Annotated in this window: 11 protein-coding genes; 6 read left to right on the forward strand and 5 right to left on the reverse strand. The window is 57.8% G+C overall.

All coding sequences use genetic code 11. From position 1 onward, the window contains the following. The first annotated feature begins 5 nt into the window (after positions 1-5). Positions 6-1,124 carry an LptF/LptG family permease gene (locus BQ5361_RS07670; RefSeq protein ID WP_022063738.1) on the forward strand — a complete coding sequence of 373 codons (1,119 nt, stop codon included), beginning with the start codon at positions 6-8 and terminating at the stop codon, positions 1,122-1,124. A gap of 182 nt (positions 1,125-1,306) precedes the next feature. Further along, positions 1,307-2,740, forward strand: a complete 1,434-nt coding sequence (gene aspA, locus BQ5361_RS07675; RefSeq protein WP_022063739.1) for an aspartate ammonia-lyase — start codon at positions 1,307-1,309, stop codon at positions 2,738-2,740. A 74-nt stretch (positions 2,741-2,814) separates the two neighbouring features. On the opposite strand, the gene BQ5361_RS07680 is transcribed toward aspA, so the two are convergent. After that, the gene (locus BQ5361_RS07680) at positions 2,815-3,870 is read right to left on the reverse strand and encodes a DUF3089 domain-containing protein (protein ID WP_081976840.1); all 1,056 of its coding nucleotides are present in this window, start codon (positions 3,868-3,870) and stop codon (positions 2,815-2,817) included. Between the two features lie 72 nt (positions 3,871-3,942). Then, on the reverse strand, positions 3,943-5,556 hold the full coding sequence (gene pckA, locus BQ5361_RS07685; protein WP_022063741.1) for a phosphoenolpyruvate carboxykinase (ATP): 1,614 nt from the start codon (positions 5,554-5,556) through the stop codon (positions 3,943-3,945). Between the two features lie 353 nt (positions 5,557-5,909). Between pckA and hemW the strand changes: the two genes are divergently transcribed. After that, a complete protein-coding gene (hemW, locus tag BQ5361_RS07690) occupies positions 5,910-7,043 on the forward strand; it encodes a radical SAM family heme chaperone HemW (protein WP_035473485.1) in 1,134 nt (377 codons plus the stop codon). 170 nt (positions 7,044-7,213) lie between these two features. Then, on the forward strand, positions 7,214-7,792 hold the full coding sequence (locus BQ5361_RS07695; protein WP_035473483.1) for a GNAT family N-acetyltransferase: 579 nt from the start codon (positions 7,214-7,216) through the stop codon (positions 7,790-7,792). Between the two features lie 455 nt (positions 7,793-8,247). On the opposite strand, the gene BQ5361_RS07700 is transcribed toward BQ5361_RS07695, so the two are convergent. The 3 genes from BQ5361_RS07700 to BQ5361_RS07710 all read right to left on the reverse strand — a co-directional run bounded on the left by BQ5361_RS07700 (position 8,248) and on the right by BQ5361_RS07710 (position 11,955). After that, on the reverse strand, positions 8,248-9,969 hold the full coding sequence (locus BQ5361_RS07700; RefSeq protein WP_035473481.1) for an acyl-CoA dehydrogenase family protein: 1,722 nt from the start codon (positions 9,967-9,969) through the stop codon (positions 8,248-8,250). 73 nt (positions 9,970-10,042) lie between these two features. Beyond that, a complete protein-coding gene (locus BQ5361_RS07705; RefSeq protein WP_022063745.1) occupies positions 10,043-11,062 on the reverse strand; it encodes an electron transfer flavoprotein subunit alpha/FixB family protein in 1,020 nt (339 codons plus the stop codon). Between the two features lie 14 nt (positions 11,063-11,076). Then, positions 11,077-11,955: an electron transfer flavoprotein subunit beta/FixA family protein gene (locus BQ5361_RS07710; protein ID WP_035473479.1), complete on the reverse strand. Its 879-nt coding sequence runs from the start codon at positions 11,953-11,955 to the stop codon at positions 11,077-11,079. Positions 11,956-12,390: 435 nt separating this feature from the next. On the opposite strand from BQ5361_RS07710, the gene BQ5361_RS07715 reads away from it, so the two are divergent. Next, positions 12,391-14,391, forward strand: coding sequence for a tetratricopeptide repeat protein (locus BQ5361_RS07715; protein ID WP_035473476.1), 2,001 nt, complete (start codon positions 12,391-12,393; stop codon positions 14,389-14,391). Between the two features lie 31 nt (positions 14,392-14,422). Next, positions 14,423-15,820, forward strand: a complete 1,398-nt coding sequence (locus BQ5361_RS07720; RefSeq protein ID WP_035473473.1) for an MFS transporter — start codon at positions 14,423-14,425, stop codon at positions 15,818-15,820. The last annotated feature ends 22 nt before the right edge of the window (positions 15,821-15,842 follow it).

A 15,842-nucleotide genomic window follows, 5' to 3' on the forward strand; every position in this document is an offset into this window, starting at 1 on the left:
AAGGCATGGCAGACAGGAAAAGAATAAAATTCCCCGGATTCAAGATACTCGACGGGTATATCACCCGGAAGTTTCTGGGTACCTATGTGTTCGCCATCGCACTCATCATCGTCATCGTCGTAGTATTCGACGCGGTGGAGAAGATGGACGACTTCATCACCACGAAAGCATCGCTCAAAGCTGTCGCACTGGACTACTACCTCAACTTCATCCCTTACTTCATCAACCAGTTCAGCGGCCTGTTCACCTTCATCGCCGTCATCTTCTTCACCTCGAAAATGGCGTACCAGACGGAAATCATCGCCATCCTTTCGAGCGGCGTCAGCTTCCGCAGACTCATGTGGCCCTATTTCCTTTCGGCCATGCTCATCACGATGCTCTCCCTGAGCCTCAACCTGTGGGTGATACCCAACGCCAACGCCCGGCGAGTGGAGTTCGAACGGCAGCATCTCACCAAAAACGCCTATATCCGCTACGAACGCCACATCTACCGTCAGGTCTACCCGGGCACTTTCGCCTACATCCGCAGTTACAACGGAACGACGGAGAAAGCCTCCTACCTCGCCATCGAGAAGTACGAAGGCAGCCGCATGGTGGCGTCGCTCGAAGCCTCGGACGTGAAATTCAATCCCGACACGAAGCATTGGACAGCAGCGAAATACCTGACGCGCAGCTTCGACGAGAACAACGTGGAGAAACTCGAAAAAAAGGAGAAGCTCGACACCATGATAAACCTCGATGTGCTGGAACTCGGCAAGCTGGAGGACATCATCCAGACCATGAGCATCGGGCAGCTCAACCGGTTCATCGTCGAACAGAAGGCCAAAGGCTCCGACATGGTCTCGATGTTCGAGGTGGAACGGCAAAACCGTTTCGCCTACCCGATGGCTACCTTCGTGCTGACGGTCATTGGCGTCTCGCTCTCCTCCCGCAAGGTGCGGGGCGGGACGGGCCTGCACATCGGCGTAGGTATCGGACTCTGTTTCACCTACATCCTCGTCTGCAAGTTCGCAGCCGAATTCGCCAAAAGCAGCACCTTCTTCTCCCCCATCCTGCTCGTCTGGCTGCCAGACATATTCTACGCCTTCATCGCGCTCTACCTTTACAAGAAAGCGCCGAAATAGTACGGCATCCGGCCCGGAAGTGATAAAATGATACTTCACAAGGGCATTTTGTAAATTTTTGTAGCTAAAAAGGATAACTACACGTAAAAATAGCTACATTTGCAGAATTGGGGGATTACCAATCCGACAGCTAAACAAATTAAAACCAGACATAGGTTCTTTAAATTAACCTCATTCAGACTATGGATATCACGACTGCCCAACTGTCGGGCAAAACACGAGAAGAACACGACCTGATAGGTTACATGCAGGTTCCGGAAGAGTATTACTTCGGCGTGCAGACGATGCGCGGTATGGAGAATTTCCATATCAGCCGCGTAAGGCTCAGCTTTTTCCCGGAAATCATCAAGGCCCTGGCCGACGTGAAAGAGGCCGCCGCACTGGCGAACCGCGACCTGGGACTGCTCGACAAAAAGACTGCCGACGCCATCGTAGAGGCATGCCGCATGGTACGCGACGGCAAGTTCGACGACCAGTTCGTTGTGGACATGGTACAGGGCGGAGCCGGCACCTCCACCAACATGAACGCCAACGAGGTCATCGCCAACATCGCCCTCGAACTGATGGGCCACAAGAAGGGCGAATACAAATACTGCCACCCCAATAACCACGTCAATCTGTCGCAGTCCACCAACGACGCCTACCCTACGGCCATGAAGATAGCCCTCATCCGCAGCATCGCCAAGCTGGAGGACTCCCTCAAACAGCTCGTGGAGGCTTTCCGTGCCAAGGGCGTAGAGTTCGCCGACGTCATCAAGATGGGACGCACGCAGTTGCAGGACGCCGTACCGATGACACTCGGGCAGGAGTTCGAAGCCTATGCAGCGAACCTCTCCGAAGAGATGGAGCGGCTGGAACAGAACTACAAGCTCTTCTATGAGATGAACATGGGTGCCACCGCAATCGGTACGGGTATCAATGCCGACCCGGACTATCCGGCCATCTGCGAAAAGTATCTGCGTGAAATCACGGGCCTGCCGATGGTGGTCGCATCGAACATGATAGAGGCGACGAACGACACCGGTGCATTCGTCATGAACTCCTCGGCGCTGAAACGTCTCGCCGTGAAGCTCTCCAAGATATGCAACGACCTGCGTCTGCTCTCTTCCGGCCCCCGCTGCGGTCTGAACGAAATCAACCTGCCGCCCCGCCAGCCGGGTTCGTCCATCATGCCGGGCAAGGTGAATCCCGTCATTCCGGAAGTCGTGAACCAGGTGGCTTTCCGCGTTATCGGCAACGACCTGACCGTCACGATGGCCGCCGAAGCGGGTCAGCTCGAACTGAACGTCATGGAGCCCATCATCATCCACTGTCTCTTCGAGAGCATCGAAATGCTGGCCAATGCGATGAACACACTGCGCGAGAAGTGCGTGACCGGCATCACGGCCAACAAGGAAGTGTGCCGCAACATGGTGTACAACAGCATCGGGCTCGTTACGGCCCTCAATCCCTACCTCGGCTATGAAACTTCGACCATGCTGGCCAAGGAGGCGCTCAACAGCGGCAAGGGCATCTACGACCTCGTGCTCGAACACAAACTCATGAGCAAGGAGGAGCTCGACAACATCCTGCGTCCGGAGAATATGGTAAAACCCCGGAAGTTCCTCAGGAAGTAACGCCGACCAATCACCTACACAGAGGGGCGGGAAGATGAACTTCCCGCCCCTCTGTGCATTTCAAACAGTCCCCTTCATTCCCGGACTGCGGCAGCCCGGCATGCGGTCGGAAAACGTGCCGCACGGCCTTCTTCATAATACGCCCGCACCCTTCGCGCCACATTGTGCCGCAGGTTGCCGAAATAGATGTTCAGTTCCTGCACATGGTAATTTCCCAGCGGTGCTACGGGGGCTATGGCCGGAATGAAATGCTCCTCCGGAACAAGACCGTCCACGATGAGCGTACAGGAGGCCGTATCGATACGTGCCGTCACGGGTTCCACCTGCCGGGCGACCGTCCCGTCCGGATTGAGGAAAAGCGTACCGAGGTTCTCCTCCGGCCGGGAGGGAAGAGCATCCGTCCGCCAGTTCATCGGATTGATGCAGGCACGGTTTCCCCGAAAGAGCGGAGAGAGCGCAGAGGTATCCGCCACACTGTTGATACATATCACGACACCTGTATCGAGCGAGTCGGCGGCAGGCACGACATACCGCGCTCCCTCCAACTCTCCGTCGGTAATCCGGTACCCGACCACGTAAGCGGCCACCAACCGGCCGTAAAGACTGTCGTTCATCTCCTCCTTCAACAGCTCCAACACGCACCGGGCTCCCTGGCTGTGTCCCGCCAATACGAAAGGCCGGCCCCCGTTGACGTGCTCCAGATAGTAACGGAAAGCCTCCCGTACATCTTCCATCGCCACGGCGAACCTTGCCCCGATAACCGAATCGGGCTCGAACCACGACTCCATGGTAATCTGCCGGTAATAAGGCGCGTAGAAACGGTTGCCTTCGGCGAACACGCGCTCGGCCAGTCTGAGCGGCGCCTGCAGATTGGCACGCTGCACGGTATCGTACACATCCATCTGCCAATGCACGGTGCCGTCGGCATCCGTCCGTCCCCAATTGCAGGTCGGGGCGATGTAAAACACATCGGCATTCTCCGCCGAAGCCGCCGTACCGCCCCGATACCACATGTCGGCCCGACCGTAATCCAATCCGGCCGCTCCCCGTTCCGCCCCTGCTCCCGGCTGGCAGGCGACTGCCGCCAGCAGAAGGAGAGCGAAAAACATGTACCTTCGAATCGTCTTCATCTCTTCTCCTTTTGAAAAAAGCGGGACGACATTACGCCGCCCCGCCGTTCGATGAGTGACAACACTACACTCTTATTTCAGCTTCGGACCTGCGGCGACAAGCGATTTGCCCTCCGCATTGCCGGTAAACTTCTCGAAGTTCTTGATGAACCGGCCGGCAAGGTCTTCCGCTCTCCTGTTCCACTCGGCCGCGTCGGCATAAGTATCGCGCGGGTCGAGAATTGCAGGGTCTACGCCCGGGAGTGCGGTCGGCACCGTAAAGTCGAAATAAGGAATCTGCTTGGTCGGGGCCTTGTCTATCGAGCCGTCGAGGATGGCGTCGATGATGCCGCGTGTATCCCTGATGGAGATACGTTTGCCCGTACCATTCCAGCCGGTGTTCACGAGGTAGGCCTTCGCACCCGATTTCTCCATGCGTTTTACGAGCTCTTCGCCGTACTTGGTAGGGTGAAGCGAGAGGAACGCCGCACCGAAACATGCCGAGAAAGTCGGTGTCGGCTCGGTGATACCGCGCTCGGTACCCGCCAGCTTCGCGGTAAAACCGGAGAGGAAGTAGTATTTCGTCTGCTCCGGAGTGAGGATCGAAACGGGAGGCAGCACACCGAACGCATCCGCCGACAGGAAGATAACACGCTCCGCAGCCGGGCCCTTGGATACGGGCTTCACGATGTTGTTGATGAAGTATATCGGATAGGACACGCGGGTATTCTCGGTCACGCTCTTGTCGGCGAAGTCGATATGCCCCTCCTTGTCCACCGTCACGTTCTCAAGCAGCGCATCGCGCTTGATGGCGTGCCAGATATCCGGCTCGCTCTCCTTGTCGAGGTTGATGACCTTCGCGTAGCAGCCGCCCTCGAAGTTGAACACGCCCTGGTCGTCCCAGCCGTGCTCGTCGTCGCCGATGAGCAGGCGTTTCGGGTCGGTCGAAAGGGTGGTCTTGCCCGTACCCGAGAGGCCGAAGAAGATGGCCGTATTCTTGCCCTCCTTGTCGGTGTTGGCCGAACAGTGCATCGAAGCGATGCCCTTGAGCGGCAGGAGATAGTTCATGTAGGAGAACATGCCCTTCTTCATCTCGCCGCCATACCACGTATTGATGATGACCTGCACCTTTTCGGTCAGGTTGAAGACGACGGCCGTTTCGGAATTGAGGCCGAGCTCCTTATAGTTCGTTACCTTCGCCTTGGAAGCATTCATCACCACGAAGTCGGGTTCGCCGTAGTTCTCCAGCTCCTCTTCGGTCGGACGGATGAACATGTTCTTCACGAAGTGGGCCTGCCATGCCACCTCCATGATGAAACGTATCTTGAGGCGGGTATTCGCATTGGCGCCGCAGAAAGTATCCATCACGAAGAGCTTCTTGTTGGAGAGCTCGTTCGTGGCAATCTTCTTGAGCTCCTTCCACGCCTCCTCGCTCACGGGCTTGTTGTCGTTCTTATACTCGTCGCTGGTCCACCAGATGGTATCGCGCGTCGTGTCGTCCATCACGAAGAACTTGTCCTTGGGCGAACGGCCGGTATATTCGCCGGTCATCACATTCACCGCACCGGTATCGGTCAGTTGGCCCCGTTCGTAACCGGTGAGGGCCGGGTTCATCTCCTCCTCGAAAAGCCGTTCGTACGACGGATTGTACAGTATCTCCGGGGTTCCGGTGATACCATACTTGGTCAAATCAATCTTCTTTGCCATAATCTTCTGTATATTATGTGTTTATGCTATTCTCACCTGTTATATGCGCCTCCGGACACCCGGAACGGTCCGGTCTGCGAATCCGGTTATATAACTCTTTCCCGCCGGAATTATTGTTAGCACACTAACAACGGCGCAAAGATATGGAATAATTCCGTCTTGCGGTACTAATTCCACCGTATAAAATCGACTTTTTTTACCGTACCGGAAACCGGGAATACCTATCTGCATATCTTCCCCCACCGCATAATGACGGCAGCGGCGGCCATTATTACGGTTTTTTTGCTAACTTTCGCACGTTTTTTGTGTTCAGCACCTTACGAAATCGAAACACACCATCATTCCACCCAGAAATGGCCGCATTGTACATCCATATCCCGTTCTGCAAAACGCGCTGCAACTATTGCGATTTTTATAAAAGCACATCCTGTGCCAAAACGGAGGATTACATAGAAGCCCTCGAAAGGGAGATGGAGTACCGGCGCGGCTATTTCGGCGACACCCCGGTAGACACGGTATTCTTCGGCGGGGGTACCCCGTCGCTTCTTCCGCCCGCCCTGCTCCAGCGGCTCATCGACAAGGCCCGCTCGCTCTGGAATCTGGAAGAGGTATCGGAAATCACGGTCGAGGCGAATCCCGACGACATCACCGAACACTATCTGGACGAACTCGCCCGTACCGACATCAACCGGCTCAGTTTCGGCGTACAGTCCTTCATCGACCGTGACCTCAAGCTGCTCGGCAGACGGCACAACGCCCAACAGGCGGTAGAGGCCATCCGGGCGGCCCAGGCAAAGGGGTTCGGCAACATTTCGCTCGACCTCATCTTCGGCATCCCCGGCATGTCGCTCCGCGAGTGGGAAAACAATGTCCTGCGTGCCGTAATACTCGGCGTACAGCACATCTCGGCCTACTGCCTGACCATCTCCGACAACACCGTCTTCGGCGACATGGCGGAGGCGGGAACGCTCATACCTGCCAGCGACGAAATATGTGAGGAGCAGTTCATGATATGCCACCGCATTCTGACCGACAGCGGTTTCTGTCACTACGAAATCTCCAACTATGCCCGCGGCGAAGAGTTCCGCTCGCTGCACAACTGGGCCTACTGGTGCGGCAAAACCTATCTCGGCCTCGGCCCATCGGCCCACTCCTACGATGGGGACCAACGTATCTACTCGGTCAACAACCTCGAAAAGTACATCGACCTGGCCGGTACCGACCGGATATACGGACGGGAAATCCTCTCCCGCATAGACAAGTACAACGAATATATCATGACCGCCCTCCGTACCGATTACGGTATTCGACGCGACGCGCTCTCCGAACGGTTCGGGTTCAAGGGACTGCTCTACTTCGAATATTGTGCCGGCAAGTTTCTCCGAAACGGCTTGATAGTCCGCGAAGGCAATGTGTACAGGATACCACCCGAAAAGCTCATGGTCTCCAACAGCATCATCAGCGACCTCTTCTATATCGAGGAATAACGCAGCGGCAGGCAGTTCCGTGCCGCCGCACTTCGTGCGGCAGCGAACGGACGTCCTCCGGCCCATTTCCCCGAACCCGTCGTTCCCGCCTTTCCGGCAAAAGCACGGGGTACGGCACCGCCTCATCGAAATGCCCGGATACAACGCGACAACCCTCACAAAACGAACGCATGTCCCATGACATAAGAACGGAACGGCTGCACCTGCGGCCGTTTGCCGAACAGGATGCGAAAGCCCTGCTGGACATTCTGGGCGACACCGAAGTGAATACATTCCTGCCCATGTTTCCGCTGAAGCATTTGGAAGAGGCCGAGGCATACCTGCACAAGAAACTTGCAGCACTGCGTTCCGGCGAATCGCTTTTATACGATGCCGTCTGCATGAAAGGCAGCGATGTACCCGTCGGTTATGTCCACGTAAGCGGCGCCGGCAGCCACGACCTGGGGTACGGACTCCGAAAAGCATTCTGGCACCGGGGCCTGTGTACGGAAGCCTGCCAGGCCATCATCGACCGGCTTCGGCGAGATGGTCTCCCTTATGTTACGGCGACGCACGACGTGAACAACCCGAGAAGCGGAAACGTGATGCAGGCCATAGGTATGAAATACCGTTACTCCTACCGGGAGCTCTGGCTGCCCAAAAACATCCCGGTCGTCTTTCGCATGTATCAACTCAACCTCGACGGACAGGAAGAACGGATTTATGACGAATACCGGAACAAATATCCGCATTTCATAGAGGAACTCTGACCTGCCAGCCTCTCCCTATCCTTTCCCGGACACCGCCGCCATAAACCGGCAGCATTCCGTGCCGTACTGTTCCTGCCCCCGCAACAGTACGGCCACAGAGATTCCGAAAACCGACCGGCCATTTCCCTGTCGCCGCTTTCCGGCATTCCGACCGAACCGCATACAGGTTCTGCACGGAAACCGCCCAACAACCACACGCAGGCAAGGGGCTCAGCTCCGACCGAGACAACTCCCGATTCCGTCACCGCCGCCGAACGTCTTCCCGAAACAGCGTCATGTCCGGCTGGGTTTCACCGGCCGGGATACACTGCCCGACAACGACACCCACTTTACCGCACCGTTTCGCAGGCAATCCGTTACGGCTGTCTACGGAGCAAAGACGAGACGAGGGATGCGGCAAGATTGCCGCACCCCTCGTCCCAATCGGCTACGCTTTCCGCGCAACCGTTCTTATCTTATTCCAGCGTCTCGTTCAGAACCGCCTTGTAGAGGTCGATATCGCCGCAGCAGGAGTTGGCGATGAATTCGGCCGCCGCCTTGTTCTGCGCTTGGGCATACTTGATGTACGCCTCGGCAGGCACCCGATACTCTTCGCTCTCGGCCGCCTGACGGAGCAGGAGGTGCGAAAGGACGATGTGCCCGGTCATCTCCACGAGCCGGCGTGCATGGAACTCTATCTGTTCGCTGTCGCCGCCCGTTACGCGGGCTATCGCCCGTTCGTACTCCTCGCGCATGGCGATGAGCTTGTCGAGCTGGAACTTGAACTCGGCCGGGCGCTCGGCAGCCTCGTATGCCTTCATCTGCGCGAGGAACGTGCCGGTCGTCACGTGGCGGATGGCGGCCACCACCTGAAGCTGGGTCGTACCTTCGTAGATGTTGGTGATGCGGGCATCGCGGTAAATCCGTTCGATGGGATAGTCCTTCATGTAGCCCGAACCGCCGTGTATCTGTATGGCCTCGTAGGCAAGCTGGTTGGCATATTCGCTGGCGAACATCTTGCAGAGCGGCGTGAAGGCATCGGCGAGCTTGTTATAGGCCTTCATCTCGCTCTTTTCCTCGGCCGTCAGCGGACGTTCCTTGCCTATCTCCGCCCAGCACTTGTATATCTCGACGAAACGGGCCGTCTCGTACAGCATCGCACGCGATGCGTACAGTTTCGCCTTCATGTTCGTCAGGATTTCATAAATGGCCGGGAACTGGATGATGGGCTTGCCGAACTGCTGGCGTTCGTTGGCATACTTCAGCGCTTCGCGGTAGGCGGCCTCGCACAGCCCCGTGCCCTGTGCGCCGATACCGAGACGGGCGGCATTCATCAGGGACATCACGTATTTGATAAGGCCGAGCTTGCGGTCGCCGACGAGCTCTGCCGGAGCGTTCGTATAGACGAGCTCGCAGGTAGGCGAGCCTTTGATACCCAGCTTGTTCTCGATGCGACGCACCTTCACTCCGCCGTCGCGGCGGTCATAGACGAACATGGAGAGACCGCGCCCGTCCTTCGTCCCCTCTTCCGAGCGGGCGAGCACGAGCGAGATGTCGCCGTCGCCGTTGGTGATGAACCGCTTCACGCCGTTGAGCAACCACTTGCCGCGGGCCTCGTCGTAATGCGCCCGAAGCATCACCGCCTGCAGGTCGGAACCGGCATCGGGCTCGGTAAGCGCCATGGCGCAGGTAGCCCCCCGTGATACGAGCGGCAGATATTTCTGCTTTATCTCCTCGCTGGCGAACTCGTTGATGGTTTCGGCGCAGTCCTGCAATCCCCAGATATTCTCGAAACCGGCATCGCCGCGGGCCACCATCTCGTTGGCCATCACGAAGCAGATGAGCGACATGTTGAGTCCTTCGTACTTGCGGGGCAGGTGGATACCGCCCAATCCGGCCTTGCGGATGGCATCGAGGTTAGCCTGCGTACCGCGTGCATAGACGACATGGTCATCCACCACCCGCGGTCCCTCCTTATCGACATCCTCGGCATTGGCCGCTATCACGTCGGCGCATATTCCGCCCGTTATCTCCAATACGCGGCGGTAGCTGTCCATCGCATCCTCGAAATCCGCCGGTGCATAGTCGTACACATCCTTGTCGGCGAAATTCTTCTCGCGCAGCTCCACGATTTTCTTCATCAGCGGATGATTCAGGTGGAACTGCAGGTCTTTATTGTCTAAAAAAAAGTTTCCCATATCTTGCCTTGCGGCAGGTTCCCGGATACGGGAAGCGGCGTCTCTCTCGGCCCTCCCCGGAAACGGCTCCCGCCTATTTGGAGTTTTGTTTATAGAACTTTATCATTTTGGGCACGACCTCCAGGGCACTGCCGGTAATCACATAATCGGCGAATTTGTTGATGGGCGCCTCCGGGTCGGTATTGATGGCTATCACGATGGAGGCCTGGTCCATTCCCGCCGTATGCTGTATCTGACCGGAGATGCCGCAGGCGATGTAGAGTTTCGGCCGAACCGTCACGCCGGTCTGCCCCACCTGACGGGCATGGTCGGTAAATCCCGCATCCACGGCGGCACGCGACGCGCCCACCTCGCCGCCGAGCAGGTCGGCCAGTTCATGCAGCATGGCGAAATTCTCCTTCGACCCCATGCCGTAACCGCCGGCCACGATAACCGGGGCGTTCTTGATGTCGATGCCCCGCTCCTCGATATGCCGGTCGATTATTTTCACGACGAGGTCGCTCTCCTTCACGAACTTCGCCACGTCCACCCGTTTCACCTCCGGATGCTTCGGCTCCTTGAGCTCTTCCTTGCGCATCACGCCCTCGCGGACGGTCGCCATTTGCGGACGATGGTCGGGATTGACGATGGTGGCGATGATGTTGCCGCCGAAGGCAGGACGAATCTGATAGAGCAGGTTCTCGTACGACCGGCCGCTCTTGGCATCGGTATGGTCGCCTATGACGAGGCTCGTACAGTCGGCCGTGAGCCCGCTGCGCAGCGTGGAGGAGACGCGCGGAGCGAGGTCGCGCCCCACCGGCGTCGCACCGAACAGGGCTATCTGGGGTTTCTCCTCTTCGAAGATACCGCAAACCACCGCCGTATGGGGCAGGGTGCGGTACGGAGCGAGCTCCGCATCGTCCGCCAGCCAGAGCGTATCGGCTCCGTAGCGTCCGACAATCTTATCCATCTCCTTGAGTTCGTGACCGAGGGCGAGCGCTTCCAGTTTACACCCGAGGCGGTCGGCCAGTTCGCGGCCTTTGGTGAGCAGCTCCAGGCTGACATCAGCCACCTTGCCGCCTTCCGTTTCAATATATACGAATACGTTGTTCATCTTACATTCCTCCTCTATCCGAGCGTGTGGCTGGAAATAAGTTCGACCATCAGTGAATTGATATCCCCGTCCGAAGCGGTCAGTCTGCGCGACTCCTTGGCCTGGAATACCACGTTCTCTATCTGTTTTACCTTGGTGGGCGAACCGAGCAGTCCGAGCTGCTGGGGGTCCGCATCGATATCGCCGACGTTCCACTCATTGATTTTCAGGTAACTCTTGGCTTCGAGGAGCTGCATGTAGTAATCCTCGCCGAGCTCCTGCAGTTCGCTGCGGGTACGGGCATGCTTGTACTTCATCACCCGTTTCGCGTTCTGGGGACGGCATTCGGGAGCCGAACCGTTCACCGTCATCAGCATCGGATAAGGCGACGAAACGGTCTCCACGCCATGTTCCAGACGACGTTTGATGACGATGCGGCTGTCGTCTATCGACACGATTTGTTCCGCATAGGTCACCTGCGGAAGACCGAGTTTCTCAGCCACCTGCGGCCCCACCTGCGCGGTATCGCCGTCGATGGCCTGCCGGCCCGCCACGATGATATCGGGCTTTATCTCGGCCAGCGCCCGCGAAAGGGCATAGGAGGTGGCGAGGGTATCCGCACCGGCGAATGCCCTGTCCGTAAGAAGGTATCCGCCGTCGGCACCGCGGAACATGGCATCGCGTATGATATCCGCAGCACGCAGCGGCCCCATGGTCAGGATATATACCGTACTCCCTTCGCACATGTCCTTGATGGTCAGTGCCTGTTCGAGCGCATTCAGGTCTTCGGGGTTGAAGATGGCCGGCAGGGCGGCACGGTTCACCGTACCGTCGGCCTTCATGGCATCCTTGCCCACGTTGCGCGTGTCGGGAACCTGCTTGGCGAGTACAACTACTTTCAACTGTTTTCCCATTAGCTTAACTTTTATTTAGTAACCGAACCGCGTGCGGGCTGCGCCGCACGGGATTCCTTTTAATATCACCGATTTCCGAAAGCTCCTGCCGACACCGCCGCCGACATGCCCCGCCACGGCCCTGCAAGACGGCCCGGCATCCTGCCTTTGCATTGCAACATACTGTATGACAATACTATCTCTACATAGCCGGGATAGCTGCAAATACACCGTTCCAAATTAGGGCCGGATGCAAATTTACTCTTTTTTCCGAGAAAGGTGCATAAACGTCCCGTTTTTTCGGGGCTTTCCCGTCGGCCGACCGTCCATCGGATACGAATACACTAACATCCAGCCACTTAACAAGTCCTCTCAGACCGCTGCCGCTCCGAAAACGCCTCCGGCGCATCCGTATTAGGATTATAATCGTTATATTAGCAAGCTTAAAATCCGGGAATGCGTAAATTCATTGGGGCCATACTATTCCTTTTCTGCATGTTCGCAGACAACGCCGGAGCGCAGGTCAACAAACAGTATTTCGTGTGGGTAGGCCGCGACATGGTTATGGACAGCCGCTACCGGGAAGCGATAGAGACGCTCAACATTCTGCTGCGCGCCGACCCGGACGCCTACGAAGGTTACTTCTGGCGCGGTATCGCGAAGTATCACCTAGACGACCTGCTGGGCGCCGAACGGGATTTCACCCTGACACTCGCAAAAAATCCGGTTTACACCAACGCCTACCAATTCCGTGCACTCACCCGTTCGCGGCTCGGCAACTACGACGACGCGATGAAAGACTTCGACGAAGCCATCGAACTGCGTCCCGATTATCCGGCCCCCTATTACAGCCGGGGCGTCACGAACATTCTCACGGGGCGCTACCGCGAAGCCGTCGATGACTTCAACATGTACATGCGCTTCAACCAGCGCGACGCCGACGCCTACGCCAACCGGGGCACAGCGTACCTCCACCTGCAGGATACGGTCGCCGCATACGAGGACTTCGGCAGGGCCATCCGCACCAATCGGGAGTATCCGCGCGGTTACCTCGAACGCGGTTCGCTCTACATGGAGCAGGGCAGGTACGACGAAGCGCTCGCCGATTTCGATACGGCCGTACGGTGCGACACGTCGTACATACCGGCCTACTTCAGCCGGGCCATGGCCTATTACAGGAAGCACAACCTGCAGGCCGCACTCGCCGATTTCGACCGGGTACTGGAGCTCGACCCGACCAGTTCGGTAACCTACTTCAACCGGGCGCTGGTGCGCACCGAAACGGGTGACTACAACCGGGCCCTGGAGGATTACGACCAGGTAGCCGCCTACTCGCCGGGCAACGTCATCGTCTACTACAACCGGGCCGGCCTCCGCTTCAGACTCGGCGAATTGCAGGGGGCGCTGGAAGACTACGACCGCGCCATCGAACTCTATCCCGACTTCGCCAACGCCTACCTCGGCCGGGCTTCGGTCAAATACCTGCTCCGTGACAGCGAAGGCGCCGAACGGGACCGCAGTGTCGCCGAACGCAAAATCGCCGAATACCGGGCACGGCTCGAAGGGGAAAGCGAAGTCTCCTTTGCCGACACCTCCCGGCAATTCGACAAACTGCTGTCGTTCGACACGCAGCTCTCCGACGGACCGGTACGCAATACGGCAACGGGAACGAACGAGCGAATAACGCTGCGCCCCTCCTACGGCTTCACCCTCCGTTCGGATGCGGAGCCAGGCCGGGGCCTCATCCTGCACCCCGGAGAGGCCGAGGCGGAAGAGTTCATCGCTTCGCTGGGCGACGCATCGGTCGTCTTCGGATGCGAAGGAAGCGACATGGCGGCCGCCGCCCTCGTCAGGAAGGACGAGGCCGTCTCGGCGGACATCGCCGCCAACGGCAGCCGCTGGCAGGCCTATTTCATGCGGGGCATGACACAGGCGCTGCTGAAACAGTACACCAACGCGGTCGGAGCCCTTTCGACTGCCATCACGCTCTCTCCGCGCAACCCGTTCCTCTACATCGCCCGCAGCGCCGTACAGGCCGAAATGACGGATTTCATCTCCTCCATGAACAACGGTTATTCGCGCATTTCGCCCGAAAGCGACCGTTCGGCCAGGATGCGCGACGCGGCACGGACGTACGACTACGACGAAGCCATCTCCGACCTGAACAAGGCGGCCAAACTCAATCCGAACCTCCCCTGCATCTACTACAACCGGGGCAATCTGTTCGCCCTGTCGGGACGCTTCCCGGAGGCATTCGAGGAGTATTCGCACGCCATCGCCCTCGACCCGGGCCTCGCCGAAGCCTATTTCAACAGGGGCTTGGTACAGATATACATGAAGGATACCCGCAAGGGGCTGCTCGACATCAGCAAGGCGGGCGAACTCGGCATCGGCGAAGCCTACGACCTGCTCCGGCTCTACTCGGCCGCCGGCATGCCGAACGACACGGACAACTGACATAAACCATAAAATATCAAATGAAGAAAAAATGACACAGACAATGCAAAGAAAGCTCAACGACTCGGTCGTGGCAAGATGGGGGGCGCTGATACTCATCGCACTGATGATGTTCTTCGCCTACATGTTCGTGGACGTTATCTCCCCGATATCGTCCCTTTTGGAGACGCAGCGGGGGTGGTCGCCGGACGTTTACGGCACGGTCGTAGGTTCGGAGTATTTCCTCAACGTATTCGTACTTTTCCTGATATTCGCAGGCATCATCCTCGACAAGATGGGGGTGCGCTTCACGGGACTCCTCTCGGCCGGCCTGATGATAATAGGTGCCGGAATTAAGCTCTACGGTATCAGCGACTACTTCGTGGGCGGCGGTTTCGGCTGGGAATTCTTCAATTCATTCTGGCCCTCGATGCCCGGCAGCGCAAAGGTGGCATGCATCGGTTTCGCCATCTTCGGATGCGGCGCCGAAATGGCGGGCGTGACGGTTTCGCGAGCCATCGCACGCTGGTTTGACGGCAAGGAGATGGCGCTCGCCATGGGTGTGGAGATGGCCATTGCACGCCTCGGCGTGACGGCCGTCTTCTTCCTCTCGCCCCGTCTGGCCGCAATCGCACCCGAAAGCGTCGTGCGCCCGGTAGCGGTCGTAGGCGCCCTGCTCTGCATCGGCTTTCTCACCTTCCTCGTCTTCACGTTCATGGACCGGAAACTCGACCGGCAAATGGGTAACATCGAAGAGATAGAGGAGGACAAATTCAAGGTAAAAGACCTCGGCAACCTCTTCGGAAGCAAAACCTTCATGATAGTGGCATTCCTCTGCGTGCTCTACTATTCGGCCATCTTCCCCTTCCAGAAGTTCGCCGTTCCCATGCTACAGAACACGCTCGCCATCTCCAGCCAGGAGGCTTCCGACCTCTTCGCATGGTTCCCCATCGGAGCGATGATACTCACGCCGCTCCTCGGTGCATTCCTCGACTTCAGGGGCAAGGGAGCCACGATGCTCATTCTCGGCGCCATTCTGATGTGTGCATGCCACCTCACTTTCGCGCTCGTCCCGTTGACCAAGCCCATCGCCTACATCGCCATCATTCTGCTCGGCGTGTCGTTCTCGCTCGTTCCCGCCGCCCTGTGGCCTTCGGTACCCAAGCTGGTGGACGGCCGGTACCTCGGTTCGGGCTACTCGGTCATCTTCTGGATACAGAACCTCGGTCTGTGGGCCTTCCCGCTCATCATCGGCAAAACGCTCCAGGCTACCAACCCCGGTGTATCGGAACAGATACAGGCAGGCGTGGAGGGCGTAACCTACAACTATACGGTACCGATGCTTGTCTTTGCGAGTCTCGGTGTCCTCGCCTTCTTCCTCGGCATCTGGCTCAAACGGCTCGATACGAAGAACCACTACGGTTTGGAACTGCCCAACGTCAAAAAGTAAGGAGACCGTCCACACAACAGCG

The sequence above is a fragment of the Tidjanibacter massiliensis genome, from assembly GCF_900104605.1.
In the GTDB taxonomy this organism is placed as follows: domain Bacteria; phylum Bacteroidota; class Bacteroidia; order Bacteroidales; family Rikenellaceae; genus Tidjanibacter; species Tidjanibacter inops.

Bases quoted from the DNA above. Each gene is read 5' to 3' on its own strand.
- BQ5361_RS07670 (WP_022063738.1), top strand. From the start codon at position 6: ATGGCAGACAGGAAAAGAATAAAATTCCCCGGATTCAAGATACTCGAC.
- aspA (WP_022063739.1), top strand. From the start codon at position 1,307: ATGGATATCACGACTGCCCAACTGTCGGGCAAAACACGAGAAGAACAC.
- BQ5361_RS07680 (WP_081976840.1), bottom strand. From the start codon at position 3,870: ATGAAGACGATTCGAAGGTACATGTTTTTCGCTCTCCTTCTGCTGGCG.
- pckA (WP_022063741.1), bottom strand. From the start codon at position 5,556: ATGGCAAAGAAGATTGATTTGACCAAGTATGGTATCACCGGAACCCCG.
- hemW (WP_035473485.1), top strand. From the start codon at position 5,910: ATGGCCGCATTGTACATCCATATCCCGTTCTGCAAAACGCGCTGCAAC.
- BQ5361_RS07695 (WP_035473483.1), top strand. From the start codon at position 7,214: ATGTCCCATGACATAAGAACGGAACGGCTGCACCTGCGGCCGTTTGCC.
- BQ5361_RS07700 (WP_035473481.1), bottom strand. From the start codon at position 9,969: ATGGGAAACTTTTTTTTAGACAATAAAGACCTGCAGTTCCACCTGAAT.
- BQ5361_RS07705 (WP_022063745.1), bottom strand. From the start codon at position 11,062: ATGAACAACGTATTCGTATATATTGAAACGGAAGGCGGCAAGGTGGCT.
- BQ5361_RS07710 (WP_035473479.1), bottom strand. From the start codon at position 11,955: ATGGGAAAACAGTTGAAAGTAGTTGTACTCGCCAAGCAGGTTCCCGAC.
- BQ5361_RS07715 (WP_035473476.1), top strand. From the start codon at position 12,391: ATGCGTAAATTCATTGGGGCCATACTATTCCTTTTCTGCATGTTCGCA.
- BQ5361_RS07720 (WP_035473473.1), top strand. From the start codon at position 14,423: ATGACACAGACAATGCAAAGAAAGCTCAACGACTCGGTCGTGGCAAGA.